Origin of the sequence: Mannheimia granulomatis, from assembly GCF_011455695.1 — a bacterium.
GTDB lineage: Bacteria > Pseudomonadota > Gammaproteobacteria > Enterobacterales > Pasteurellaceae > Mannheimia > Mannheimia granulomatis_A.
Genome location: NZ_CP015030.1, coordinates 1,971,522 through 1,997,260, shown reverse-complemented (window position 1 = coordinate 1,997,260; position 25,739 = coordinate 1,971,522). Strand labels below are relative to the sequence as shown.

Sequence of the window (25,739 nt, the reverse complement as noted above, 5' to 3'; positions counted from 1 at the left end):
AACAAAACAAAACGAAAAGACGGAAATTAAGAATCAGTAACAGCTTGTTTCGAATGAAAGGCGAAAGCCGAAGAAAGTAAAGAACGAAAGAACAATTTGGAAAGACAAAGATAAAAAGAAAGACGAAGAAAGTCTGAATCATCGAAGATTTTCCTGATGTCGATAGTGCTGTGGTGCCACCTGATTCCATTCCGAACTCAGAAGTGAAACGCAGTGACGCCGATGGTAGTGTGTGGATTCCGCATGTGAGAGTAGGGCAACATCAGGGCTTTATTTAGTTAGCCTATTTAATGAGTAGGCTAACTAAATAATAAAAGAATTTTCTTAGCAACAATAGTGCTGTGGCTCCACCTGACTCCATTCCGAACTCAGAAGTGAAACGCAGTAACGCCGATGGTAGTGTGGGGCTTCCCCATGTGAGAGTAGGGCATTGCTAAGTCCTTATTCGCGGAGCGGTAGTTCAGCTGGTTAGAATACCTGCCTGTCACGCAGGGGGTCGCGGGTTCGAGTCCCGTCCGTTCCGCCACTTATTAATAAGCGAGTTTTCACTCGCTTTAGTGCTAGATAAATATAGAAAAATTCTAGGGGCGTAGTTCAATTGGTAGAGCACCGGTCTCCAAAACCGGGTGTTGGGAGTTCGAGCCTCTCCGCCCCTGCCATTATTTTTAGATAATATCCATATATTGTGGAGCGGTAGTTCAGCTGGTTAGAATACCTGCCTGTCACGCAGGGGGTCGCGGGTTCGAGTCCCGTCCGTTCCGCCACTTATATTTCTTATGAGAACCGATTAGTACAAACTAATCGGTTTTTTTGTTTTTATAGCCCAAAGTTTGCTAAAATTTGCAAAATTTCTTTTAAATTTAACCGCTTGTATGGCTGAACTTGATCCTATTATTGAACAATTCCTTGATACTCTCTGGCAAGAGCATGGTTTATCTGAAAATACCGTTGCCTCGTATCGTTCGGATTTGGAACGTTTTTCTGACTATTTTACCCAACCTAAGGCTTTTCTGTCGGTAGATCATATTGATTTACAAGGCTTTCTTGGAGAGCGTTTAGAGCAAGGTTATAAAGCAACCAGTTCTGCTAGAATGTTGAGTTGTTTGCGAAAATTTTTCCGTTTTTTATATCTTGAAAGTTATCGTGCAGACGATCCCACGCTTACCTTAATATCACCGAAAAAAGCTGCGCATTTGCCGAAATCATTGAGTGAGGAGCAGGTGATGGATTTATTGGATTGTCCGAATACTTTAGACCCTATTGAGTTGCGTGATAAAGCGATGTTAGAGCTACTCTATGCGACAGGTTTGCGTGTAACGGAATTAGTTTCGCTTTCAACAGATAATCTTAGTTTAAAGCAAGGTGTGGTTCGGATCATTGGTAAAGGGGATAAAGAACGTCTTGTTCCACTGGGTGAAGAGGCTAATTATTGGATACAGGAGTTTTTCCAATATGCTCGCCCTATATTACTAAACAATCAGCAGTCGGATGTTGTGTTTCCAAGCAGACGAGGGCAGCAGATGACAAGGCAAACCTTTTGGCACCGTATTAAATATTACGCCAGCCTGGCAGGTATCGATGGTGATAAACTTTCGCCGCATATTCTACGTCATGCTTTTGCTACGCATTTAGTGAATCACGGAGCGGATTTGCGTGTGGTGCAAATGTTGTTGGGGCATAGCGATTTATCAACCACCCAAATTTACACTCAGGTAGCAAAAGCCCGTTTGAAATCGATCCACAAAGCCTTTCATCCGAGAGGTTAGGAAAGGCAGGTGATCAATTCATCTTGCCAGAAAATAAGCGGTGTGCGATCTCGCTCCCAAGCAGGTATACCGTAAGCTTGCCAAATTTTCTTCATCTCTTCCCGATGGGGTTTGCCGTAGCATTTTACTTTACCTTGTTGTCCAATAATGATAGAAAGGGAGGAGTCGGCAAGCTCAATTGGTAATAACAAGTGGTCGTTTTTTCCGTTTTTTTTGTAAATCACTTCTTGATTATGGCGAATAATTTTACCGAGCTGATAAGGCAACTCTACCTCTGTTTCGGTATTCAATACCATTTCAAAAGGTGGAATTGTTTCTAATTCTTCAGTAATAAAAATTGCTTGTTGATAGCGTCTGATCAATTTGTTGTTAATTTTAAGCTGAGGGTTTTTATCGGCTTTTGCAAAAATTAGCTCAAAAATGACCGCTTGTAATTGGACTTTGCTTGGCATTGGCATACCGCATTTTTCTAACCATAAACGCACAAGTTGCTGCTGTTTAGCGAGTGAAAAATCGGCAAAGCCAACGATGGATAACTGCTGTTTTTCTCCCATTCTTTTCTGGAGTTCATCGCTTAAAAGTTCTTCAATCAAGGCTTGTTGTTCACTGCAATGTTGAGCTGAACGAACCACCATTTCGTTAAAATGTTGCCAACGTTGATTGAGCTTAGGCAGAATTTCATTTCGCAAAAAATTGCGGTCGAAACGGCTATCGGCATTGCTTTCATCTTCAATCCACCTAAGCTTATGTTGGGCGGCATATTCGGCTAATTTTGCTTTGCTGAAGTTTAATAGCGGTCGAAAAACGGTAAAATTTTGCAAAAAACTGACCGCTTGCATTGCAGATAAGCCTTTAATGCCACTGCCTCGTTTAAGGGCAAGCAGAAAGGTTTCCGTTTGGTCATCTAAGTGGTGAGCGGTAGCAAGCACCTCATTTTCGTTTAAGTGCTGTTTAAAGGCTTGGTAGCGTGCGGTTCTTGCCCCGTTTTCAATACCATTTGATTTGTCCACGTCGACTTTTTGCAAAATAAAAGGAATATTTAACCGCTTGCAGTATTGTGCGCAAAACTCTGCCCAATGATCAGCGTTCGGGCTTAATCCGTGGTGGATATAAATTGCTCGAATTTTAAAGCTGGTTCGAGAGAAAAGGTGAAGAAGTGTTACGGAATCCATTCCACCACTTAGGCCTACCAGAAAACAGTTTGTATTTGGCAGGTACGTTTGGCATTGTGCTTGGAAGTGGTGGAATAGACTCATCTTATTTACCAATGCAGAAAGAACTGAAGATGTTGCCTAGTAAATCATCTGAGGTAAATTGCCCTGTGATTTCACTTAACGCATTTTGCACCATTCGCAGCTCTTCTGCTAGCAGTTCGCCGGCGAAGAATTGGGTAAGCTGAACGTGGCCTCGCTCTAAGTGGGTCGCAGCAGTTTCTAACGCTTGTAGATGGCGTCGGCGAGCTAAGAATCCACCTTCCGTTGAGCTTTGGTAGCCCATTGATTTTTTCAGATGATCACGCAATAAATCAATACCGACTTTGGTTTGAGCAGACAGGCGAATCATGGTGAAATCGTCCACCTGAATTAATCCCTCCGACTCGCCAGATAAATCGACTTTATTTCGAATGAAGGTAACTGGCATATTTTGTGGTAGTTTTGCTAAGAAATCTGCCCATTCACGACGGAATTGATCGGCTTGCTGTTCGGTGCTGTCGATCATCAATAATACGTGATCGGCTTGGGCAATTTCATCCCACGCTCGTTTAATACCGATGCGTTCGACTTCATCGCTGGCATCACGCAGCCCTGCAGTATCAATAATGTGCAACGGCATTCCGTCAATGTGGATATGCTCACGCAATACATCACGGGTTGTGCCGGCAATATTGGTAACAATTGCTGCTTCTCGTCCTGCTAAGGCATTGAGAAGGCTGGATTTTCCGGCGTTTGGGCGACCGGCAATCACCACTTTCATTCCTTCACGTAGAATTGAGCCTTGTTTTGCTTCGCGGCGAACACTGTCTAATTGATTGATAATTTCATTTAATTTACTCTCAATTTTACCGTCTGCTAAAAAGTCTATTTCTTCGTCCGGGAAATCAATAGCAGCTTCCACATAGGTGCGGAGGTAAATGACTGAATCTACAAGCTGATTGACTTTATTGGAAAACTCGCCTTGTAGTGATTTTAATGCTGAGCGTGCTGCTTGTTCGCTGGTAGCATCAATTAAATCGGCAATTGCTTCTGCTTGAGCGAGATCGAGCTTATCATTTAAAAAAGCTTGTTCGGAAAATTCACCGGCACGGGCAATGCGAATGCCATCAACTTGTAAAATTCGCTTCATCAGCAAATCTAAAATGACTTGACCACCGTGGCCTTGTAGCTCCAATACATCTTCACCTGTAAAAGAGTTTGGGGCTTTAAAAAATAGTGCAATGCCTTGATCTAGTACGGTGCCGTCTTCATCTTTAAACGGTAAGTAATTTGCCAAGCGAGGCTGTAGTTTTTTACCTAATACTGCCTCGGCAACGGTTTCCGCTAATGGACCGGAAACCCTTAAAATGCCAACGCCTCCACGACCAATCGGTGTTGCTTGTGCAACAATGGTATCTTTCATTTTTTGTCCTTAAATTTAGTTTACAAGCGGTCATTTTTTCAAAAAATTTTGCAAAAACTATGCCACTTTTGATAGCCGCTATGATACCGAAACCAAGCGAAAAGGTAAAACAAAAGGCGATTGCTCCTTTTTCGCTGAAAGAGTAGAATAGCCGCTCTTTATTTAAACAATTCAATCCTCAATTTCATGTCTTTAGAAAAACTGTTACTTATTCGGCGTTTTATTTCTACCACTGCATTTTTTTCAATGCAGAGTGTTTTTTTCTTTTATTTGAAAGGAAAAGGGTTAGATAACGCTCAAATTGCTTTTTCGCTTTCGTTATTGCTGTTTTGTAATCAAGCATTGGCGATTCTTGCGGGCATTTGGGGGGATCGTTATGGTTTGGCGAAAATGATGTTGTTGGGTTGTTTGTTAGATGTTATCGCCTATATGTTGTTTTTGGCTGCCGATAATTATCTGATCTTGCTGATGGCAACCACCTGTTTTGGTTTGGGGAGTTGTTTATTCGGCACCAATGCCAGAGCCTGCTTGTTAGCTATTGCCGGCGATGAATATGCTGCCAAAACGCGATTACAGGGAAAATATCTGAAAGTGACAAGTATGTCTTCCATGCTTGCTCCGCTTATCATTATTCCGTTTATTCAATTTGAGATGATTGAAACGCTAATTTGGATCTGCTTTATTTTAGAAGCCGTTTTGTTTGCCTTTATGATAAAGCCTTTCTCTTCGATAGAGGGGGTAAGTGGCGGCGTGAAATTTCGTTTGGCTCAAATTAAGGAAATCATTACTAAAGATTTTTTGTTTGCTCATTTAATGCTATTTGTGCCGCTAAGTGTGGCGTCTTCTTATTTTATTATTTTCCCTTATTTGTTTGATAAGGTGCTAAATGCTCCTGAACATTCGCCGATTGCTTTGTTTATCAACGGTGTTTTAACTGTGAGTTTGCAATCTTCTTTTTCTCGTAAGATTAATTTAACGAAACAACAGTTAATTTGGGTTTCACCTTTGCTCGCTCTGGCCATTATTTTACCTTGGTTTATTGCGGTAGAAGCAGCAACCTTAACTGCTGCTTATATTTACACTGTTATTTTTACCGTGGTAGAAGTCTTTGCTTTAACCGCAATGGCGAATTTATTGGTGAAATTTGACAACGGCAAAAACCGCGGTTTTATTTTTGGTTCATCCCGTTTGATTTTATCCATTACCACGGTAATTACAATGAATTTAGTGCCGGTGATTTTCTTGGTATGATGATACAAGCGGTGGTTTTTTAGCGATTTTTTGCATTTATACACCTAAGTAGTTGATTTTTTTAAGCTTGTTTTTATGGTAGTAGTCCTGAAATCCAAAGTCTTATTTTCAAGCTTAGGTAGCTGGTGTAGCCAGTGGTATGGTGGCGAATTTTACCGTCTTGGATAATTAAAATTGTCGGTGTGGCTTGAATACCCCAGCCTTGAGAAAATTCACCGTCTGGATCGTTAATAGTAGCAAATGTATAACTGTTTTCATTTAGATAAGTTCTCACTACGGTATCATCACCGGATTTAAGTGCTACTCCTAACACTTCAGTACCGTTTTCGGATAGCTTTTGGATATTGGGCGAGACAAATTTGCAATAGCTGCACCAACTTCCCCAAAAATAGAGCAGCATCGGTTTGCCGCGACTTAATTGGGCAATAATGTTCGGCTGTTTGTGAATATCGTATAGCACTTTTTGCTCAAATTGTGGCGGTGCTGAGGGCGATCTGTACCAATCTACCATAAAGCTGATAATGATAAATAAACTGCCGTATAAGAAAATATTTTTGATAAATCGGGTGATGAGTGATTTTTTCTGATTCATTAATAGTTTCGTTGTATTAAATATCCAAAAGCCCTGTGAGTTTAATTCACAGGGCTTTATGATTTTTAGCTGATTATAGAATATCTAATAATTCTACTTCAAAAATTAAGGTTGCGAATGGTGGAATTGAAGCACCTGCACCACGCTCACCGTAAGCAAGCTCTTGTGGAATGGTTAAACGCCATTTTGAACCAACTGGCATTAATTGTAATGCTTCTGTCCAACCGCGGATTACGCCGTTTACCGGGAATTCTGCTGGCTGACCACGTTTTACCGAGCTGTCAAACACAGTACCATCAATTAATGAGCCGGTGTAGTGAACACGCACAGTCGAAGTGGCTGTTGGTTTTTCGCCTGTACCCTCGGTTAAAATTTCATATTGTAAGCCGCTGTCGGTTACTACAACGCCTTTTGCTTTTTTGTTTTCTTCTAAGAATGCTTTGTTTTCCGCATCAATTGCTTTGAATGCTTCTGCTTGAGCTGCTTCTGCACGCTGACCCAATTCTTGTAATGCTGCGGTGACTTCGTTTAGGTCGATAGCAGGTTGGTTGTTGTTTAATACATCATAAATACCGCGTGCAACAGCTTCTGCGTTCACATCCATACCACTGCCTAAAAGTTGTTGCCCGATTTGTAAGCCGATACCGTAACCGCCTTTTGTTTCTACTGAGTCTAATGCAACTGAATTGAAATCTAATGCCATTGTCTGTTCCTTTTTTGTGTAAATAAGTTGAGTATCAAATGAATACTTCCTAGTTATGGGGGCGAATTTGTGAAATACAAGGAGGGGAATGATCAAGCGGTTATTTTTTTGCATAATTTTGCGAAATTATGGCATGAACCGTAAAATTATGTGCAGGCGAAGTTTTGACTATTCCTATAACCGAATAATTGATAAATCAAAGGGCGGGTTTTAACCCGCCCCTACCATTTCTAATTTAGAATGTTAAATATGGTGCGATTTTTTCGATAGTTGCATCACCAACACCCGGAATATTGGCAAGTTCTGCTGCATTTTTAATTTTTCCGGCTTTTTTACGATATTCCACGATCGCTTTTGCTTTCACTTCGCCAATACCGGCTAATGACTGCAGTTGTTCTTCGCTTGCCGTATTGATATTTACTTTTTGTGATTTTTTTACTGTACCGGTTTTTTCTGCAACGGTTGCTTTTACCGAATTTGTTTTTTCAGTTACTGTTGTTTTGGCAGAATTTAAGGTTTCACGTGCGGTCGCTGCTTTTTCAGTGGTAGCCATTTTTGCTGAGTCCATTTTAGCTTTTACCGCATCTTTTGTTTCACCAGCTTTGGCTTTTACTGTTTCTTTTGCTGAGTCGGTTTTTGCTTTCATACTCTCTTTCGCTGCTTCTGTTTTTTCAGCAGCAGAATCTTTCATTGACTCAGCTTTGTTTTTTAGGTTCTCTTTTGTAGCAACGGTATTCACTTTAGCCTCATTAGCTTTTTCAGCTACAGTCGCTTTTACTACAGCAGCCTTCTCAGAAGTGGCTGCTTTAGTTGCATTCATTTGTTCAGTTGCATTTGCTTTAAGCGTTGATAATGAGTTATTACTTTCCGCCAATGCAGTTGCTGAAACTGTCATTGCTACACCTAATGCTAATAATGTTTTTAATGTTTTCATTTAAAATCCTTAAATAAAAAAGAGGGTGAATTATTGAAAAAAACTTTATTCTAAGACTTTTTTCTTTGCAGAAAGTTCATTAAATTTCAAATTAACTGGATGCTATAAAAAAGCAAGCGGTCATTTTTTAAGTAAAAAATGACCGCTTGTGTTGTTGATAGATTAGAGCAATAGAGCACTGCCCCATTTGATGATGTCGAAGAAGAATTTATTATCATCGGTGGCTACCTTTTGGCCTGATGCTTTACCTTCTTGGGCTTTTTCATCTTCAATCATTCCGCTTTGATATTGTCCTTTCACCACTGCTAAATCATTTTTTGCGTTAGCACGCAAGGTTGCACATTGTTTTTTTGGTAATGCTTCAACCGCTTCATTGGTTTTCAATTTTTTAAATAAATATTGTGCATAACCCATTGATTTTTCATCATTTTGAATAATTTTGACATATTGCTCGCCAATGATCTCTTCAAGCGGATAGAAAAATACATATTGCGAGAAAATATAAGAATCTTCTTTTGAAAAATGCTCCTGCTGAATTCGGGTTAAATTGGGGTAAATACATTGTTTTGCTTGTTCGCTTGCGATCACCCATTTTTTGGCATCGGTGTCTGCAAGCACATAATCGGCATTGGCAAATTCGCCTGGAAATGCGGTTTCTATTTTTGTTTCTTGGGTAGTACAAGCCACTGTTAAAAATCCGGTGGAAAGTAATAATAGTTTTCTTACCATAATTAAACCTTATTAGAAATAGTTTGCGTATTCTAGCAAAAAATTTAGGCATTACTAGTTTACCTAGTGGTAAATTTTCTGTGAAAAAACACCGATTGTTTGTTCCATCTTATGAATCTGTTACACTAGCGGCAATGATTTCTAGCGGATTAACTGACTGATGACACAAGATTTTTCGATTCATACGCCAATGATGCAACAATATTTGCAACTTAAAGCTCAAAATGCAGACATTCTTCTTTTTTATCGAATGGGCGATTTTTACGAGCTTTTTTACGATGATGCAAAAAAAGCGGCTGCGTTGTTGGATATTTCTTTAACCAAGCGTGGGCAGTCGGCGGGTGAGCCGATTCCAATGGCAGGCGTGCCGTATCACGCGGTTGAGGGATATTTAGCGAAATTGGTCGCCTTGGGGGAATCGGTGGCAATTTGTGAGCAAGTTGGTGATCCGACAACCTCAAAAGGTCCGGTTGAGCGTAAAGTGGTACGTATTGTCACCCCTGGTACGGTAAGCGATGAAGCTCTTTTGCCGGAGCGGCAAGATAATTTAGTTGCTGCGATTTATGAAGAAAAAGGCGTGTTTGCGATTGCCACCCTTGATATGACTTCGGGCAGATTTTTAATTAGTGAACTGGCTAATAAAGAAGCGTTATCCGCAGAATTGCAACGTGTACAGCCTGCGGAAATTTTGTATCCTGAAGATTTTTCGGCAGCCTCAATGTTAAATAATTACAAAGGCTTACGTCGTCGTCCGGTGTGGGAATTTGAGCTCGTGACCGCTATTCAGTTATTAAACCGCCAATTCGGCACTCAAAGTCTTGCCGGATTCGGAGTGGAAAAAGCCCTTGTTGCTCTGTGTGCGGCAGGTTGTGTGTTACATTATGCACAAGAAACGCAACGTACGGCATTGCCACATATTAATGCGATTCATCTTTCCCAACATAGCGATACGATACTGTTAGATGCTGCAACTCGCAGAAATCTTGAGCTGACACAAAATCTTGCCGGTGGTACGGAAAACACGCTTTCTGATGTGTTGGATAAATGCGTAACCCCAATGGGCAGTCGTTTATTGAAACGTTGGATTCACCAGCCGATTCGTGATTGTGCCAAATTGCAAGAAAGGCAGCAAACCATCGCTTCTCTCATTAAAAATCAGCGAATTGATCTATTGCAGCCGTTATTACAGCAAGTCGGCGATATGGAGCGAATCTTAGCTCGTGTCGCATTGCGTTCGGCACGTCCGCGAGATCTCACTCGTTTACGCACAGCGTTAGCCCAATTACCTGAAATTGCAAAAAATTCACAAAATTTGACCGCTAGTCTCGATAAATTATTGGCTCAAATTGCGAATTTTGGCGATCTACACGCTTTACTTGAGCGAGCGATTATCGACACTCCACCGCAGCTGATTCGAGATGGCGGTGTGATTGCACCGGGCTATCATGCTGAGTTGGATGAGTGGAGAGAGCTTTCAGAAGGGGCAACGCAATATTTAGAGAATTTGGAAGTGCGTGAGCGGGAAACGACCGGTATTGATACACTCAAAATCGGTTTTAATGCAGTACACGGCTATTATATTCAGATTTCACAGGGGCAGTCGCATAAAGCACCGATTCACTATGTTCGTCGTCAAACGCTAAAAAATGCCGAGCGGTATATTATCCCTGAGCTGAAAACTTATGAAGATAAAGTGCTGAAAGCGAAAGGGGCTTCGCTGGCACTCGAAAAACAGCTTTATGATGAATTGTTTGATTTAATGATGCCACGTTTGGGGGAATTACAGCTTGCGGCATTGGTGTTGTCAGAATTAGATGTGCTAACCAATCTTGCTGAACGGGCAGATAGCCTGAACTATGTTTGCCCAACATTCAGCCCAACGCGAGGAGTGAATATTAAAGGCGGCAGACACCCGGTGGTTGAGCAGGTGTTAAAAGATCCCTTTATTGCCAACCCTGTTTTCTTAAATGCACAACGCCATTTGTTGATTGTGACCGGCCCGAATATGGGTGGTAAAAGCACCTATATGCGACAAATTGCCTTGATTACGTTGATGGCGTATATCGGCAGCTTTGTGCCGGCAGAGAGTGCGGAGATTGGGCCAATTGACCGTATTTTTACTCGGATTGGTGCAAGTGATGATCTCGCCTCAGGGCGTTCTACCTTTATGGTAGAGATGACAGAAATGGCGAATATTCTTCACCAAGCCACCGACCATAGTCTCGTGCTGATTGATGAAATCGGGCGGGGTACTTCTACTTACGATGGCTTATCGCTTGCGTGGGCGTGTGCGGAATGGTTGGCGAAGAAAACCCAATCTCTCACGCTTTTTGCCACTCACTATTTTGAATTAACCGGTCTTCCGAATCAGCTTAAAGGTGTGGCGAATGTGCATTTAGATGCGATGGAGCATAATGATACCATCGCCTTTATGCACACGGTGCAAGAAGGGGCAGCAAGCAAAAGTTATGGCTTGGCGGTGGCAGCGTTGGCGGGCGTGCCAAAACAGGTCATTCAACTTGCTAAGCAGCGCTTGGCTCATTTAGAGGAAATTTCTCAGCAAACCAAGCAAGCAAATGAACATCCACAGGCGGATTTACTCTTTACGCCTGATTTGCAAGAAATTGATGAAATTCCACCGCTTGTAACGGCTGAAAGTGAGGTGGAAAAAGCCTTGAAATCCATTCAACCCGATGAGCTTACCCCAAAACAAGCATTGGATGAGCTGTATCGCTTGAAGAAGTTGTTGGCAAATACATAAAAAAATCGCCCCATTTATAGGGGCGATTTTATTTACAAGTAATAATTTAGAATGTATGAGAAAAATCAAGGTATATGCGATTTTTATCATAATTATTGAATGGGTGGTTACTTTTTATTTTTGTGTAACTCCATGTTAAACGTGGTGTAATTCCCCAAAAATGTACTGCTCTATGCCACAAACTTGCTTGAATACCATATTCTTTATTTTTCTGTGTGATATTGAAAAAGTTTGGACCTCTATATTGTTTTAGAGCATAACTTACGCTTAACTGGCTGGATAATCCGTTTTTCCATTCTTGTCCCCAACCTAAGGTAAGACCTCGGCGGATAAAGCTGTCGTCTAAATCTCTAGTACTGGTACGGTTAAAGTTTGCACCAACAAACCAATACTGCTGGCTGTTAGGATAGTAATAAAGCGATGGTGCAACAAAGTGATAGTTACCATTTAGATGTTTGCGGCGTGTATAACGCTGCTCAGCGTATTCGTAATTCAGTACCGATTGCCATTGAGGCGTTAGCCAATAATGCCAGCGGGTATTTATTCCACCTGCTTTAGAGTAACGTTTGGTGCTTGTGCTTTGGCTTGAACCACCGCTATACCACATTTGTTCTAAAAAAGGCAGAAACATGATTCTGTGCTTCGCATTTTGATAGCCTAAACCTAGACTTTCTCGCAAAGAATATTCATTGTATTTTTTGTTATTCCAGTAATATTTTCCGCTACCATTTAGGCGGAACTGATGGAAGAAACCATTACCCCAAGACCATTTTTTATCGGCATCAAAATTAAAGCCGATTCCTTGTGCGGATTCTTTTTTGGGAGGTGTCCAACCCTTATATGTTATGCCTGAATCTGGAGCATTATTAATATTAGGGTCGTTTAAATAGGTTAAACCTCCTTGGAAATTCCATTTATCCTGTTTATTGATTGCGTTTAAATACTGCTCAATAATATGAGCAATTTCTGCAGGTAATTGCTCTGTTTGTAGTTTGCGGAATTGTTCCTCTGCTGCTTCGGTTTCTCTATTCTCAAACAAGGCAGCAGCTAATTGAAATCTAATAGGCTGGCTTTGTGGGTTTTGTGCAATGAGCGTACGATATAGGCGAATTGAGTCTGAATAGTTACGTTCAGATTTTTGTTGTATTGCTTCTGCCCATAATAAGATCTGTTCATTTTGCTCATTCGCAGGCAGTTGCTGATAAATAGGTCGTAAAAATACCACATTATCTGTGTGATTCATGACTAATGCTGTGAGCATTGCTGAATTAAGCAGTTGAGGCTGTCTTGATAACTCCTGAGGAGTAATGGAAACTCTCTTACCCTGGTTTTTAGCCTTTACATTTAATGGCTTAACTCGATGTTCAGCGGGTTCCATATACCGGTTTTGTTGCATTCTTTGGTTATCTAATTGCTCTTGAATTTGCTGTGTTTTGTCATCTGCTAATACAAAAGGTGTCGAGAGAGCTAAGAAAGTAAAAAGTGTTTTTTTCATAATGAGTGATATTTGATATATAAGATATAAAAAAGGCTATTTTTCAATAGCCTTCAAAAAATATCAATAAAAAATTTATTGTTTTTTACCGCCAAATGCACCTGAGAAGTTTGATGAGCTATAAGCACCACCAATTTCAGCAGCATTCGAGCCATAGAAATGACCTTCTAGTTCTGCTGATTTACCATTATGAACGGCTTTACCTTCAAATTCATTGCCACTGATTTTAGCATTTGTTACTGTTACATCAGTTGCGATAGTACCATTTAAAGTTTTATTCGCAAAATCAACGTTTAGGCTATGACCTTGGGAAGTTGAGGTTTTACCGTTTGCAACAAAAACACCATCTACAAGATAAGTTGCGTTGCCGCTGGTTGGAATGCTAGCTTTTGGTGTTACATCTCCTTGTGTAAATACATAGCCATCAATATGACCAAATTTCACAGAAGAATATCTTGTACCACTAACGGTAAAGTCTTTATAAGTTACCCCATTAATTGTTGCATTGCTTAGTTTTGTGAATCCACCCGATACAATGCCATTCCAAGCTACAGGTAATGTTTTACTGTCAACTACTAATTCTGTTTTATATGTTGAGGCTTTTTTAATATCGAACTCTTTACTATCGTTAACACGGAAAGCTGTTCACATTTTGTCGCTAGAGCTAGTTGATGTTGTTGGTTTCGTTGTGGTAGGTTTTGTTGTTGGATTGGTTGTTGTCGGCTTTGTCGGAGCAGGAGTGGTTACAGTCGGTTTTGATGGAGTCGCTTGTGAATTAGAATTGTTGCTACTACCGCCAGAACTACCACATGCTGAAATTACGGTGACCGCTAATAATGTAAGGCTGAGTTTTGCTAATTTTTTCATAATACCGTTTCCTTAAATTAGATTAATGAATAGTAATTAGATAGTAGATAATGACTATCTGCAATTAGTATGGATCACCAAACTGATTTTGTAAAATAAATTTTCATTTGGAGTGCGGTCATTTTTAGTAAACTCTTTACTAAAAATGACCGCTTGTAATAGGCTATAGTGGAAATAAGATAGGAATAATAAATACAGAAACCAACATAACCAATAGGGTAAAGGGGACGCCGATTTTGACGAAATCAATAAACTTATAACCGGCAGGTGCCATGACCATCGTATTAACCGGTGAAGATACCGGAGTCATAAATGCAGCGGAAGCGGAAACTGCAACAATCATTGCAAATGGAGCAGGAGAGTAGCCGAGCTGTTTAGCTATCGCAAGTGCAATCGGCATAACTAAGATCGCAGTTGCTGTATTTGAAATGAAAGCACTAATGACAGCGGTAAAGACAAAGAGAGTGATTAATACAAAATGGACATCTAAATCTTGCATAACTTCAAGTAGGAATTGTACGATTAAATCAACCCCGCCTGTTTTTTGTAATGCAATTGAAAAAGGCATCATTCCTACAATTAATACGATACTTGGCATATGAATAGATTCATAAGCACTTTTTATATCTACACATCGGAATTTTACTAATAACAAACAGGCAATTAGCGCTGCCATTACATTTGGCACAATGCCTGTAATCATTAATACCACCATTGTAAAAACGGCAAATAAAGCATGAGGAGCTTGGCTTAATGCCGGTGGGGCTTTTTTGCTTTCTTCCGGTGATCTAAGTAAGAAGAAATCTCGGTTATCGTTATCCATTTTTCGGATTTGTTGCCAAACGCCCATCACCAATAAAATATCACCAAACTTAAGGGGTGTTTCGATAAGCTCGTTTTGAATAATTTCGCCATTGCGTTTTAAGCCTACAATGCTTAAATGGTATTTTGAACGGAATTTCAGTTCGCGAATCGTTTTACCTATGCATTCTGCTTCCGGCATCACAGAAATTTCTGCCATACCGACAGATTTAGCGTAGGAGGAAAAATACTCACCTTTTAATGCAATGGGTTTTAATTTTAAGTGTTCATAGCAGCGTTGATAAGTTTCTGCATCTAATGCAGTATCAAGCAATAAAATATCTTTTGGTTGGAAAGCCTCATTAACAGATGCATTGATAGTGATAGTTCTAAAATGTTTGTTACGTTGAATGGCAACAATATTTAATCCATATTCAATACGTAGATTTAGTTGCCCGATAGTTTTACCCACACATTCGGAATCCGGTTCAACCAATAACATTTTTGCTCGACCTTGTAGCTGATATTCTTCAATAAGATGCGACATTGAGAAATCTTGAATGCTAGATTGGTTTTCGTTTTGTTCTCCGTTATCCAACCATCGACGAGCAATCAGCATATAGCCGATTCCCAGCACTAAAATGATTAGGCCTATTGGTGTGAAGCTAAAGAAGTTGAAGCCTTCAAAACCACTTTTTACTAATTCAGAATGGGCTACTAAGTTGGGCGGTGTTGCAATTAAAGTCATCATTCCGCTGATTAAGCCGGCAATACTTAGAGGCATCATTAGGCGGCGAGGTGAAATTCCCATGCCTGAACAAATGGCTAATACTACCGGGATAAAAATCGCCACAATGCCGGTAGAACTCATAAATGAACCAAGCCCTGCAATAGAAAGCATTAATAAAATCAATACCTTCGTTTCATTTGCTCCCGATACTCTCACTAACCAATCACTGACTTGATTTGCTACACCCGTTCGCACTAAACCTTCCCCCACAATAAAGAGTAAGGCAATCAGTACTACATTTGGATCGCTAAGCCCGGCAAGCACTTCGTTAACTGATAAAATACCGGTTAGACTGAAAAAGAGCATGACAATTAATGCCACAATATCCATCCGCAATTTGTTTTGGATAAATTGCCAAATAGCAAAAATGAGCAACGTCATTACCCAAAAGAGCGGTTGTTGTAAGAAATCGGGAAGAAAAGAGAGAAGCGATTGCATAGCCATATCCTCAAAAAGACTTTAAGCTAGATTACACCTCTTTGAAGAAAGAAAAAAGCCGAGATAATCAAAAAAATAGTTGAAAGTTCCACCTATTACAGCGGACTTTCAACATTAAGTTGCTCGTCAATTTCAGTAATAGCAAGAATCAAGCTTGAACGGATCATTTTTTCTAAACGCATTTGCTGCATTTGAAATAACATGGAGCCTTTATTACCCTGCGAGGATTTACCTTTTAGCAATTCATTGATGGGGAAAAAATCAATATGATGTAAATCTTTTACAAATTGCACTACAGCAGGGTGTGAAAAAGAGAACTCCTCCTCTTCTTCATATAAATGCTGTTTGACTTCAAGAAAGAGTGAAATGTCTTCAAACACTTTAGGAGAAATCACGCCCAACCCAAGTAATACTTTTAAGCGAACCGACAGTTCAGCTAAAGGGCCTTGGTGCTCAAATAAAGAATCCACCACCGATTTTAAGGCAAAATCAGTTTTGCGAAATACCCGCTCAATTAGCTGTTCAACTTGGTTGGAAAATAGCTGAGTTGCAAGAGTGAGGAACCCTCTTAATGTAGGTTCCTCGTTTAGTTTGTCTATATAATCCACAATAGTTTAATAACCACTATTTGTATAAAGCAACAATATGATCGATAACAGTTTGGTCTGTTAAGCCGGTGTATTTTTTTACCGCCGCTTCCACGCCGTTTTTTGCAAGAAAATCGGCTAATTCAACCGCTTGTGGGTCGTCTTCGTTGCGGTAGTGCAACGCCATCACTACGCCTTTGACGAGGTTCGCATACGGCAAGCCGTATTCTAACGTACCACGCAGTGGCTTGATTAAGCGGTCGTTTTCGCTCAGTTTGCGGATTGGCTCACGCCCTACACGATTTACGTCATCGTTAAGGTATGGGTTAGCAAAACGTTTGAGGATTTTTTCGATGTAGGCAGCGTGGGCTTGTGCATCAAAGCCGTAACGCTTAATCAGCACTGCACCGCTCTCTTCCATTGTCGCTTTCACTTGGGCTTTGATTTCATCAATCGCAATCGCCTCTTTAATCCACTGCACGCCCGCCTGTTTACCGAGGTAGGCACAGATTAAATGCCCCGTGTTGAGGGTGAACAGTTTACGTTCCACGAACGCCATTAAGTTGTCGGTCAGCTCCATACCTTTGATTTGCGGGATCTCGCCCTTGAATTGGGTTTGATCGACAATCCACTCGCTGAACTCTTCCACCGTCACTTCCAGTGGATCGGCTGGGTTCGCTTCGGCTGGCGGCACAATTCTATCTACCGCAGAATCCACAAAACCAACAAATTTCTCTATTTCTGCTTGTTGTTCAGCGGTCAAGTTTTCGAAAATTTTGCCTTTGAAGAAACTCGTGCCACGCACCATATTTTCACAAGCAATGATGTTCAGCGGTTGAGTATTGCCGCTTTCCACACGGGCGACTAACGTTTTGGCGAACAATGGGGCGATAAAGCCCAACACGTTCGGGCCGACAGCGGTGGTGATTAAATCAGTAGTTTTTACTTGCTCAATCACTGCATGTTCGTCTTTCGAGTTGATGGCAGCGATGTTTTTCACGATTTCAACACGGCTGTCGTCACCCACGATTTTCACGCCGTACTGTTTGTTTTGGTTGATTTGGTCGATTTGGGTTTGGTTAATGTCGGCAAAAGTCACGAAAATGCCGGCATCGGCGAGTAATTTGCCGATAAAACCACGCCCGATATTGCCTGCACCGAAATGGAGTGCGTTCATAATTTTTCCTCTGATAAACAATAATTCTGCCCCCGCAAGCGGGGGCAGATTTTTACATTACTTCGCTAGCAACGCCAACACCTTCTCAACATCGTTGGTTGAGGTCAATGTTTTCATCGCCTCTTCATCGTCAAGCGCATTGGTAATGCTGCTTAAAATCTGAATGTGGTCGTTGCCTTTAGCGGCGATACCGACAACCAGTTTCGCCACGCCGTCTTCTTCATCGGTGAAGCGTACGCCGTTTGGATATTGGCACACCACGATACCGGTTTTGATCACGCTATCTTTCGCATCAGATGTGCCGTGTGGTACGGCTAAGCCTTCGCCTAAGTAGGTAGAAACCATCTCTTCACGGGCGAACATCGCATTGACATAGCTTGGCTCAACGAAACCGGCTTTCACTAACTGTTCACCGGCGAAGCGGATAGCGTCCGCTTTGTTTTCGGCTGATAAGCCTAAGAAAACTTGGGCTGCTTGCAGTTTTAAACCGCCTTCGTTTGCTTCTTCTTTTGCAGAATTTTCAGCCGTTTGCACCGCTTGTTGTGGCTGGCTGTTGCCTAATTTCGCCACTAAACCGTCATAGAATGCACTGTCTAAGAAGTTGGTTAAAGATAAGTGTTGAGCGGTCGCTACACGTTGTTGCGCACGGGCGGTTAAGTCTTTGTGGGTGATAACCAGCTGTGCATCTTGCGGTAAATCGTTGATCGCTAAGTTTTGCACTTCAATGTTTAAGCCGGCTGCTTGTACTTTTTTGCGTAACATACTCGCGCCCATTGCGCTTGAACCCATACCGGCATCGCACGCCACATAGATTTTGCGAACATTGCCGTTTACCGCTGCGGTCGCAATACCTTTGCTTTCCGCTTTCATCGCTTGGGTTTGTGCTTGTGCATCTTCTAATGAGGCTTCACCTTTTTGAGTTTTGAGTAAGATAGACGCTAAGGCGAAGGTGACTGCACAAGAGAGTACCACAGAGGCGATCACTGCAAAGTGTGCACCCGGTGCGGTCATCGCCAGTACCGCGAAGATTGAACCCGGAGAAGCCGGCGCAATCAAGCCACCGCCTAATAATGAGTTAGTTAACACGCCTGTTGCACCACCAGCGATCACCGCTAAAATTAAACGTGGGCTCATTAACACATACGGGAAGTAAATTTCGTGAATACCACCTAAGAAGTGAATGATTGACGCACTCCCTGCGGTTTGTTTTGCTGTGCCACGACCGAAGAACATATACGCCAACAGGATACCAAAGCCCGGGCCCGGGTTCGCTTCAATCAAGAATAGGATAGATTTACCCACTTCTTGTGCTTGTGCCGTACCAAGCGGGGTGAACACACCGTGGTTGATCGCATTGTTTAAGAACAGGATTTTCGCCGGTTCAACGATGATGGAAGTTAATGGCAGTAACCCTGCATCAACCAACGCCCCTACACCTGCACCTAACGCCGCAGAAATTTGGGTCACAATACCGCCGATGAAAGCGAAGGATAACATCGCTAAAATCATCCCGATGATACCGACCGAGAAGTTGTTTACCAACATCTCAAAGCCGCTTTTCACTTTGCCTTCAATAGCTTTATCGAAGGTTTTGATCGCCCAGCCGCCCAGTGGGCCCACGATCATCGCCCCTAAGAACATTGGAATATCCGTACCGACAATGATACCCATAGTGGTAATCGCACCGACCACCGCACCACGCTCGCCGCCGACTAATTTACCGCCGCTATAACCGATTAACAGCGGCAGCAAGTATTGAATCATCGGGCCGACCAGTTTTGCGAAGGTTTCGTTTGGTAACCAACCGGTTGGAATAAATAAGGCGGTGATGAAACCCCAGGCGATAAACGCACCGATGTTCGGCATCACCATATTTGATAAGAAACGCCCAAAACCTTGGACTTTCACTTTAACATTAGACATAAAGACCTCGAAAAGGAGAGAAATTAGGGTTGAATAAATTGTTGTGTAAATTAGCACCACTTTTAAAAGTTACAAAAATGTTTCTATTGGAAATGTGAAGTAGATCACATAAAATTTTTGGTTGGTTTTTTATAAATGTGATCTACTTCACATTTTTGAAGTTTTTCCCTGATTTTTGTTTGCTGGAGTATGTAAATTTTTCACTAAAAATAACCGCTTTCTTTCTTCTCTCCTTCGAATCTATGTTAAAATTCCACGTTTTTATGATATGAGAGAGAATTAACGTGGAACAAAATTTAGTCGAATTTTTAACAAAAACCTTAGATGATTTAAAAGCACAAGATATTTTAGCCATTGATGTAAAAGGCAAATCCAGCATTACTGATACGATGATTGTTGCAACAGGAACATCCAGCCGTCATGTGGCTTCAACCGCTGATCGTTTAATTACAGAGGCAAAACAAGCCGGGTTTGAAGTATTTGGTGACGAAGGTAAGGCGGTGGCAGACTGGATAGTGGTAGATTTTGGGCAAGCAATTGTTCATTTATTACAATCAGATAGCCGTGATATGTATCAGTTAGAGAAACTTTGGGCATAATTTTAATTTAGTAGAAGACAAGCGGTTATTTTTTGTGATTATTTTGCAAAAGCACTTGCGTTTGAACATCGGCTTTACTGATGGTACGAAGTGCGAGCGTAGCGAGTAAATTTTTATAAAAAAGTAACCGCTTGTAGTTGAGTTAAACATAAGATGAAAATTCAATTAATTGCGGTAGGTACTAGAATGCCGGCGTGGGTTACTACCGGTTTTGAGGAGTATCAACGTCGCTTTCCAAAAGATATGCCGTTTGAGTTAATTGAAATTCCGGCAGGAAAACGCGGTAAAAATGCCGATACCAAACGCATTTTAGAGCTGGAAGGTAAGGCAATGTTGGCTGCCGCCGGTAAAGCTAAAGTGGTGACCTTGGATATTCCCGGTAAACCTTGGACAACAGAGCAATTAGCTTCGCAATTAGAGGCATGGAAAAATGATGGGCGTGATGTCGCCTTATTAATTGGTGGACCTGAAGGATTATCGCCTGAATGTAAAGCAGCGGCTGAGCAGAGTTGGTCGCTTTCGCCTTTAACTTTACCTCACCCGCTCGTTCGTGTTGTTGTGGCAGAGAGTTTATATCGGGCATGGTCATTAACTATTAATCATCCCTATCACCGAGAATAGTTAGCAGAGAGTATCAGATAAAATATTATGTTTGGTAAATTAGGAAAACTCACCTCATCCCATTCGCGAGAGAAGGTGCGGGACGGGCAAGCAGAGAGTAATTTGTTTGCACGTCGTGCCTTAGTAGCGTTTCTGGGGGTGCTTGCGTTAACAGGTGTGCTGTTAACCAACCTCTATCATTTGCAAGTGGTGAATTATGAGGATTACCAAACTCGTTCAAACGGTAACCGTATCAAGCTTTTGCCTGTGCCGCCGGCTCGTGGCTTGATTTATGATCGTAACGGTAAGGTGTTGGCGGAGAACTTGACTTATTTTGGTCTGTTTATTGTGCCGGAGAAAACGGAAAATATTGAGCAGACTTTGTTGGAGTTAAAAGAGATTGTCGGTTTAACAGACGAAGATATTGAGAACTACAATAAAGAGAAAAAGCGGACTTCTCGTTATACGCCGATTATGCTTAAAGGTAATCTGAATGAAACACAGATGGCTCGTTTTGCGGTGAATCAGTTCCGTTTCCCAAGTTTAGATGTGCAGGCTTACTATAAACGTAATTATCCTTATGGGGAACTTTTAACTCATATTATCGGTTATGTAGCGAAAATTAATGAAAATGATAAGAAAAAGCTGCAAGAAGAGGGTAAGTTCGGTAATTATGCCGGTTCTCATGATATGGGGAAATTGGGTATTGAGAAATTCTATGAAGATCAGCTTCACGGCAAAACAGGTTTTGAGGAAGTTGAAATCAATAACCGCGGTAAAGTGATTCGCAAGTTACGTGACCAAGAAGGGGTTGCCGGTAGTAGTGTTCGTTTAAGTATTGATGTGGAATTACAGCAATATGTGATGTCGTTACTTTCTAATCACAAAGGGGCGGTTGTTGTGCTTGATCCACGAGATAGTAGTATTTTAGCTATGGTGTCAAGCCCAAGTTATGATAACAATCTATTTGTGGGAGGGATTTCAGGTAAGGATTACAAAGCATTATTAGAAGATCCAACCCGTCCACTTTACAGCCGTACTACCCAAGGAACTTATCCACCGGCTTCAACGATCAAGCCGTTTATGGCTGTTGCCGGCTTGGAAGAGGGGATGATTACGCCAAGTACCACGATTTCCGATCCCGGTTATTGGATTTTGCCCGGCACGACTCAGCGTTATCGAGATTGGAAACGTAGCGGACACGGCTTAACTAATGTGAATAAGGCCATTACAGAATCATCAGATACTTTCTTTTATCAATTAGCCTACAAAATGGGGATTGATAAAATGTCGGAATGGATGAAAAAATTTGGTTTTGGTGTGAAAACCGGTATTGATATTTTTGAGGAATCTGCCGGCGTGATGCCAACTCGTGAGTGGAAGCAAAAACGCTATAAAAAACCTTGGGTACAAGGCGATACTATTCCTGTTGGGATCGGGCAGGGTTATTGGATTTCAACTCCGTTACAATTAGCAAAAGCAACCGCAGTATTGATTAATAACGGACGGGTAAACACACCTCATTTAATGCTTGAAGTACAAGGCAGTAATACGGTAACACCTTATCAAGATCCATTATTATATGAAGATATTAAAGGCGTGCCGGATGCTTATTGGAATCTGGCAAAACAGGGAATGTATAATGTAAATCATGCCGCAAACGGTACTGCTCGCAAAGTGTTTGCCGGAGCTTTTTATCATTCGGCAGGTAAAACAGGGACAGCTCAGGTATTTAATTTAAATGGCAAAAACTATGATAAAAATGCTATTAAAAAAGAGTTACATGACCATGCGTGGTTTATTGGTTATGCTCCGTATGAACAACCTCAAGTGGTAGTTGCCTTAATTTTGGAAAATGCCGGAGGTGGCGGTAGTACAGCTGCACCTGTAGCTCGTCAAATTATGGATTATGCCTTGCGCAAAGGAATTGGCATTCCGCCTAATTTGCAAAATTCTGAACAAAATCGATCGCTTGCAGTAGAGGACAATAATGAGTAGTGGAATTAGGAAATTTTTCTGGAAAATTTTTTCGCTGGATATTCTGTTGTTAGTGGGTTTATTTTCTATTACAGGATATGGCTTATTGGTCTTATATAGTGCAAGTGGTGCTAATGAGCGGATGTTTACTAACCGTCTTATTCAAGTAGCTCTTGGAATGGGGCTAATGTTTATGATGGCGATGGTTCCTCCTCGTTTCTATCAAAAAGTATCACCTTATTTATATCTATTTTGTTTAGTATTACTGATTTTGGTGGACTTAGTCGGGGAAACCAGTAAAGGCGCTCAACGCTGGTTAAATTTAGGTTTTGTCCGTTTTCAACCATCAGAAATCGCCAAACTTGCAGTTCCTCTAATGGTAGCTACGTATTTAGGTAAAAGACCGCTTCCTCCCAGCTTTAAAGATACTTTTATTGCTCTTGCTATTATTTTAGTCCCAACCTTGTTGGTTGCTATACAGCCTGATTTAGGTACTTCAATTCTGGTTTGTTCTGCGGGTATTTTTGTTTTGTTTTTAGCCGGTCTTAGCTGGAAATTAATTGGGGCAGGTGTGGTATTTTTGGCAGGATTTATCCCAATTATGTGGTTTTTCCTGATGCACGATTACCAAAAAACAAGGGTAATGACCTTAATTGACCCGAATAAAGATCCGCTAGGGGCGGGCTATCATATTATTCAATCGAAAATTGCAATTGGTTCGGGGGGGATTAACGGTAAAGGCTGGATGGAGGGAACTCAATCTCAATTAGAGTTTCTTCCTGAACCACATACAGATTTTATTTTTGCTGTGCTAAGTGAAGAACATGGTATGATAGGCGTCTTGATTTTATTGGCAATCTATTTATTTATCATTGCCAGAGGATTGGTTATCGGAACAAAAGCAGATTCTGCCTTTGGACGGATATTATCCGGCGGGACAGCTCTCCTGTTTTTTGTTTATGTTTTTGTAAATATTGGCATGGTGAGTGGTATTTTACCTGTAGTAGGTGTACCATTACCGCTTTTCAGTTATGGTGGTACTTCTTATGTAACACTGATGGCGGCATTTGGATTAATGATGTCTACCTATGTTCATCGTAAACGTGTGGGTAGTAATAATCCCTATGACAAGCTGAAATAATATTTAGGTGCATTGATTGAAGCAATGCACTTTTGAACTTTTTGCTTTTTTGCGGTATCAAAAAGCAGTGAAACTATCATCGTTACAAACAATAACGACATCCACATAGAGGAAAACTTATATGAGGTTAGGTAAAATTGTAACCCTGTTGTTAGCTGGATTTCTGACTTTTGGTTCATTAAATTCTTTGGCTTCAACAAAGAGTACAAAAGCTAAGTCAAGTATCTCAACAAAGAAGCAGTTAACTTCTAAAGTAACTAAAAAAGTAGTTAAAACGTCTAAAAAGGCAATTTATAACGTTGCTAAAAAGAGATCGGCGATTCAGAAACAGTCGGCAAAAGCACTACAAGAAAATTCTACTCGCAAGCATTTCCAAACTGGTGTTGCGAGTTATTATGCTAATAAATTTAACGGGCGTCGCACTGCAAATGGTGAAATTTTTAGTAATACGAAGATGACGGCAGCCCATAAAACCTTACCCTTTGGCACTTTAATTGAAGTCACTAATTTACGAAACGGACGCTCTGTTATCGTAAGAATAAATGACCGAGGGCCATATAGCCATGCTCGCGTAGTGGATTTATCATCTGCTGCAGCGAAGAAAATTGGTATGCATAATTCAGGTACGGCAAAGGTCAGAATTGCCATTTTGAATAGGAATATAAAATCAAGCTCAGATAATGAGCTTTATGCTTTGAAGTAACTAAGAGGAATTTGAAACAATTTATGAAAAAAACATTAGTGAAAGCAATGAGTTTTATGAGTATCGCAGCATCAAGCTTAGCTTATGCCGATTTAAATGCGAATTTTAATTTACAAGCTCCGCAATTAAATGCTCAGACTTATATTTTAATGGATTATAACTCCGGTGAAGTGTTGGCTAGTTTGAACGCCGATCAACGCCAGTATCCGGCATCATTAACTAAAATGATGACTAGCTATGTAGTAGGTGAGGCGTTAAAAGAAGGTCGTGTTAAAAACAGCGATATGGTTACTGTTACCGAGAATTCTTGGGCACAGAAATTCCCGGGGTCTTCATTAATGTTTTTGGATTTAAACACTAAAGTGTCTGTTGCTGATTTAATGAAAGGCTTAATTATTGTGTCAGGAAATGACGCATCAGTGGCACTTGCAGAACACGTATCAGGCTCTCAAGCGGCATTTATTAATGAAATGAATAAATACGCACAACAGTTTGGTCTGAAAAATACCCATTTTACGACTGTTCATGGTTTAGATGATCCGGAGCAATATTCCTCAGCTCGTGATATGGCGATTATCGGTTCACATATTATTCGTGATCAGCCAGAAGAATATAAAATTTATGCTGAAAAAGAGTTTCACTATAACATTAAAAAACCGCAGCCTAACCGAAACGGTTTGTTATGGGATAAAACGCTTAACGTAGATGGCATGAAGACCGGGCACACAGATAAAGCAGGTTATAACTTGGTGGCATCTGCAACCAATAGTAATACTCGTTTGATTTCTGTAGTAATGGGGGTGCCGACTTATAAAGGCCGTGAAGTAGAAAGTAAAAAGCTGCTTCAATGGGGTTTTGCTAACTTTGAAACAGTAAAATCTATTCAAGCGTCTCAAGCAGTTGCGGAGCAGGCCGTTTATTATGGTGAAGCAAACAAAGTACAATTAGGTTCTATCCAAGATAGCTTTGTTACTGTACCAAAAGGCAGATCAACAGATTTGAAAGCCCGTTATGAACTTGAGAAGAAAAATCTGGAAGCTCCTTTAGTCAAAGGACAGGTTGTGGGCAAAATGATTTACCAATTAGATGGTAAAGATGTTGCGAGTACCAACTTACAAGTATTACAAGATGTACCAGAAGCCGGTATTTTCGGTAAGGCTTGGGATTGGATTGCTTTGACGGTTAAGAGCTTATTTGATTAATCTTGTAATTAAAAATTTCATCCCCATTTAGTGTGGAACAAGATCAAGCGGTGTGATTTTGCAAAAAATTTGCAAAATTTCACCGCT

Annotated in this window: 22 protein-coding genes, 3 tRNA genes and 2 rRNA genes; 15 read left to right on the top strand and 12 right to left on the bottom strand. The window is 41.0% G+C overall.

Features of this window, described 5'->3' with window-relative positions; translation table 11 throughout:
• Positions 1–152 precede the first annotated feature (152 nt).
• The 6 genes from rrf (A4G16_RS09685) to xerD all read left to right on the top strand — a co-directional run bounded on the left by rrf (A4G16_RS09685) (position 153) and on the right by xerD (position 1,766).
• Positions 153–268, top strand: a 5S ribosomal RNA gene (gene rrf, locus A4G16_RS09685).
• Positions 269–323: 55 nt separating this feature from the next.
• Positions 324–439, top strand: a 5S ribosomal RNA gene (gene rrf / locus A4G16_RS09680).
• A gap of 10 nt (positions 440–449) precedes the next feature.
• Positions 450–526: transfer RNA gene (locus tag A4G16_RS09675), tRNA-Asp, on the top strand.
• A gap of 57 nt (positions 527–583) precedes the next feature.
• Positions 584–659: transfer RNA gene (locus tag A4G16_RS09670), tRNA-Trp, on the top strand.
• Between the two features lie 28 nt (positions 660–687).
• Positions 688–764 (top strand) — tRNA-Asp (locus A4G16_RS09665).
• Between the two features lie 108 nt (positions 765–872).
• Positions 873–1,766, top strand: coding sequence for a site-specific tyrosine recombinase XerD (gene xerD / locus A4G16_RS09660; protein WP_165889670.1), 894 nt, complete (start codon positions 873–875; stop codon positions 1,764–1,766).
• Here xerD and tilS read toward each other — a convergent pair.
• Positions 1,763–3,022, bottom strand: coding sequence for a tRNA lysidine(34) synthetase TilS (gene tilS / locus A4G16_RS09655; RefSeq protein ID WP_165889669.1), 1,260 nt, complete (start codon positions 3,020–3,022; stop codon positions 1,763–1,765). The genes xerD and tilS overlap by 4 nt on opposite strands.
• 1 nt (position 3,023) lies before the next feature.
• Entirely contained in the window at positions 3,024–4,382 is a 1,359-nt protein-coding gene (mnmE, locus tag A4G16_RS09650; protein ID WP_165889668.1) for a tRNA uridine-5-carboxymethylaminomethyl(34) synthesis GTPase MnmE, read from the bottom strand.
• Positions 4,383–4,568: 186 nt separating this feature from the next.
• Between mnmE and A4G16_RS09645 the strand changes: the two genes are divergently transcribed.
• On the top strand, positions 4,569–5,633 hold the full coding sequence (locus A4G16_RS09645; RefSeq protein WP_165889667.1) for an MFS transporter: 1,065 nt from the start codon (positions 4,569–4,571) through the stop codon (positions 5,631–5,633).
• A gap of 73 nt (positions 5,634–5,706) precedes the next feature.
• On the opposite strand, the gene A4G16_RS09640 is transcribed toward A4G16_RS09645, so the two are convergent.
• The 4 genes from A4G16_RS09640 to A4G16_RS09625 form a co-directional block, all read right to left on the bottom strand.
• Positions 5,707–6,225 (bottom strand): protein disulfide oxidoreductase, encoded by a 519-nt coding sequence (locus A4G16_RS09640; RefSeq protein ID WP_165889666.1) that lies wholly within the window; start codon positions 6,223–6,225, stop codon positions 5,707–5,709.
• A gap of 73 nt (positions 6,226–6,298) precedes the next feature.
• The gene (locus A4G16_RS09635; protein ID WP_165889665.1) at positions 6,299–6,928 is read right to left on the bottom strand and encodes an FKBP-type peptidyl-prolyl cis-trans isomerase; all 630 of its coding nucleotides are present in this window, start codon (positions 6,926–6,928) and stop codon (positions 6,299–6,301) included.
• Between the two features lie 235 nt (positions 6,929–7,163).
• Entirely contained in the window at positions 7,164–7,862 is a 699-nt protein-coding gene (locus A4G16_RS09630; protein ID WP_165889664.1) for a helix-hairpin-helix domain-containing protein, read from the bottom strand.
• Between the two features lie 162 nt (positions 7,863–8,024).
• Positions 8,025–8,591, bottom strand: coding sequence for a DUF5358 domain-containing protein (locus A4G16_RS09625; protein ID WP_165889663.1), 567 nt, complete (start codon positions 8,589–8,591; stop codon positions 8,025–8,027).
• A 160-nt stretch (positions 8,592–8,751) separates the two neighbouring features.
• Here A4G16_RS09625 and mutS point away from each other — a divergent pair, with 160 nt between their 5' ends.
• Positions 8,752–11,352 carry a DNA mismatch repair protein MutS gene (gene mutS / locus A4G16_RS09620; RefSeq protein WP_165889662.1) on the top strand — a complete coding sequence of 867 codons (2,601 nt, stop codon included), beginning with the start codon at positions 8,752–8,754 and terminating at the stop codon, positions 11,350–11,352.
• A 46-nt stretch (positions 11,353–11,398) separates the two neighbouring features.
• Here mutS and A4G16_RS09615 read toward each other — a convergent pair whose 3' ends face one another.
• Both A4G16_RS09615 and A4G16_RS09610 read right to left on the bottom strand, forming a co-directional pair.
• Entirely contained in the window at positions 11,399–12,847 is a 1,449-nt protein-coding gene (locus A4G16_RS09615) for a surface lipoprotein assembly modifier (RefSeq protein WP_165889661.1), read from the bottom strand.
• Positions 12,848–12,922: 75 nt separating this feature from the next.
• A complete protein-coding gene (locus tag A4G16_RS09610) occupies positions 12,923–13,291 on the bottom strand; it encodes a Slam-dependent surface lipoprotein (RefSeq protein WP_165889660.1) in 369 nt (122 codons plus the stop codon).
• 208 nt (positions 13,292–13,499) lie between these two features.
• Here A4G16_RS09610 and A4G16_RS09605 point away from each other — a divergent pair, with 208 nt between their 5' ends.
• Positions 13,500–13,730, top strand: a complete 231-nt coding sequence (locus A4G16_RS09605; RefSeq protein ID WP_165889659.1) for a hypothetical protein — start codon at positions 13,500–13,502, stop codon at positions 13,728–13,730.
• Between the two features lie 147 nt (positions 13,731–13,877).
• On the opposite strand, the gene A4G16_RS09600 is transcribed toward A4G16_RS09605, so the two are convergent.
• The 4 genes from A4G16_RS09600 to A4G16_RS09585 form a co-directional block, all read right to left on the bottom strand.
• Positions 13,878–15,743, bottom strand: a complete 1,866-nt coding sequence (locus tag A4G16_RS09600; RefSeq protein ID WP_165889934.1) for an SLC13 family permease — start codon at positions 15,741–15,743, stop codon at positions 13,878–13,880.
• A 95-nt stretch (positions 15,744–15,838) separates the two neighbouring features.
• Positions 15,839–16,354: an MltR family transcriptional regulator gene (locus A4G16_RS09595; RefSeq protein ID WP_165889933.1), complete on the bottom strand. Its 516-nt coding sequence runs from the start codon at positions 16,352–16,354 to the stop codon at positions 15,839–15,841.
• 13 nt (positions 16,355–16,367) lie between these two features.
• Positions 16,368–17,507: a mannitol-1-phosphate 5-dehydrogenase gene (locus A4G16_RS09590; RefSeq protein WP_165889658.1), complete on the bottom strand. Its 1,140-nt coding sequence runs from the start codon at positions 17,505–17,507 to the stop codon at positions 16,368–16,370.
• Positions 17,508–17,564: 57 nt separating this feature from the next.
• Positions 17,565–19,430, bottom strand: a complete 1,866-nt coding sequence (locus tag A4G16_RS09585; RefSeq protein ID WP_165889657.1) for a PTS mannitol transporter subunit IICBA — start codon at positions 19,428–19,430, stop codon at positions 17,565–17,567.
• Positions 19,431–19,714: 284 nt separating this feature from the next.
• On the opposite strand from A4G16_RS09585, the gene rsfS reads away from it, so the two are divergent.
• The 6 genes from rsfS to A4G16_RS09555 all read left to right on the top strand — a co-directional run bounded on the left by rsfS (position 19,715) and on the right by A4G16_RS09555 (position 25,652).
• Complete coding sequence (gene rsfS / locus A4G16_RS09580; protein ID WP_027073948.1) at positions 19,715–20,029, top strand: ribosome silencing factor; 315 nt, start codon at positions 19,715–19,717, stop codon at positions 20,027–20,029.
• A 153-nt stretch (positions 20,030–20,182) separates the two neighbouring features.
• Positions 20,183–20,650, top strand: a complete 468-nt coding sequence (gene rlmH / locus A4G16_RS09575) for a 23S rRNA (pseudouridine(1915)-N(3))-methyltransferase RlmH (protein ID WP_165889656.1) — start codon at positions 20,183–20,185, stop codon at positions 20,648–20,650.
• A gap of 27 nt (positions 20,651–20,677) precedes the next feature.
• A complete protein-coding gene (gene mrdA, locus A4G16_RS09570) occupies positions 20,678–22,627 on the top strand; it encodes a penicillin-binding protein 2 (protein ID WP_165889655.1) in 1,950 nt (649 codons plus the stop codon).
• On the top strand, positions 22,620–23,747 hold the full coding sequence (gene rodA, locus A4G16_RS09565; protein ID WP_165889654.1) for a rod shape-determining protein RodA: 1,128 nt from the start codon (positions 22,620–22,622) through the stop codon (positions 23,745–23,747). Before mrdA ends, rodA begins: the two co-directional genes overlap by 8 nt.
• A gap of 121 nt (positions 23,748–23,868) precedes the next feature.
• Positions 23,869–24,450: a septal ring lytic transglycosylase RlpA family protein gene (locus A4G16_RS09560; protein WP_165889653.1), complete on the top strand. Its 582-nt coding sequence runs from the start codon at positions 23,869–23,871 to the stop codon at positions 24,448–24,450.
• Between the two features lie 23 nt (positions 24,451–24,473).
• Complete coding sequence (locus A4G16_RS09555) at positions 24,474–25,652, top strand: serine hydrolase (RefSeq protein WP_042804550.1); 1,179 nt, start codon at positions 24,474–24,476, stop codon at positions 25,650–25,652.
• Positions 25,653–25,739: the final 87 nt, after the last annotated feature.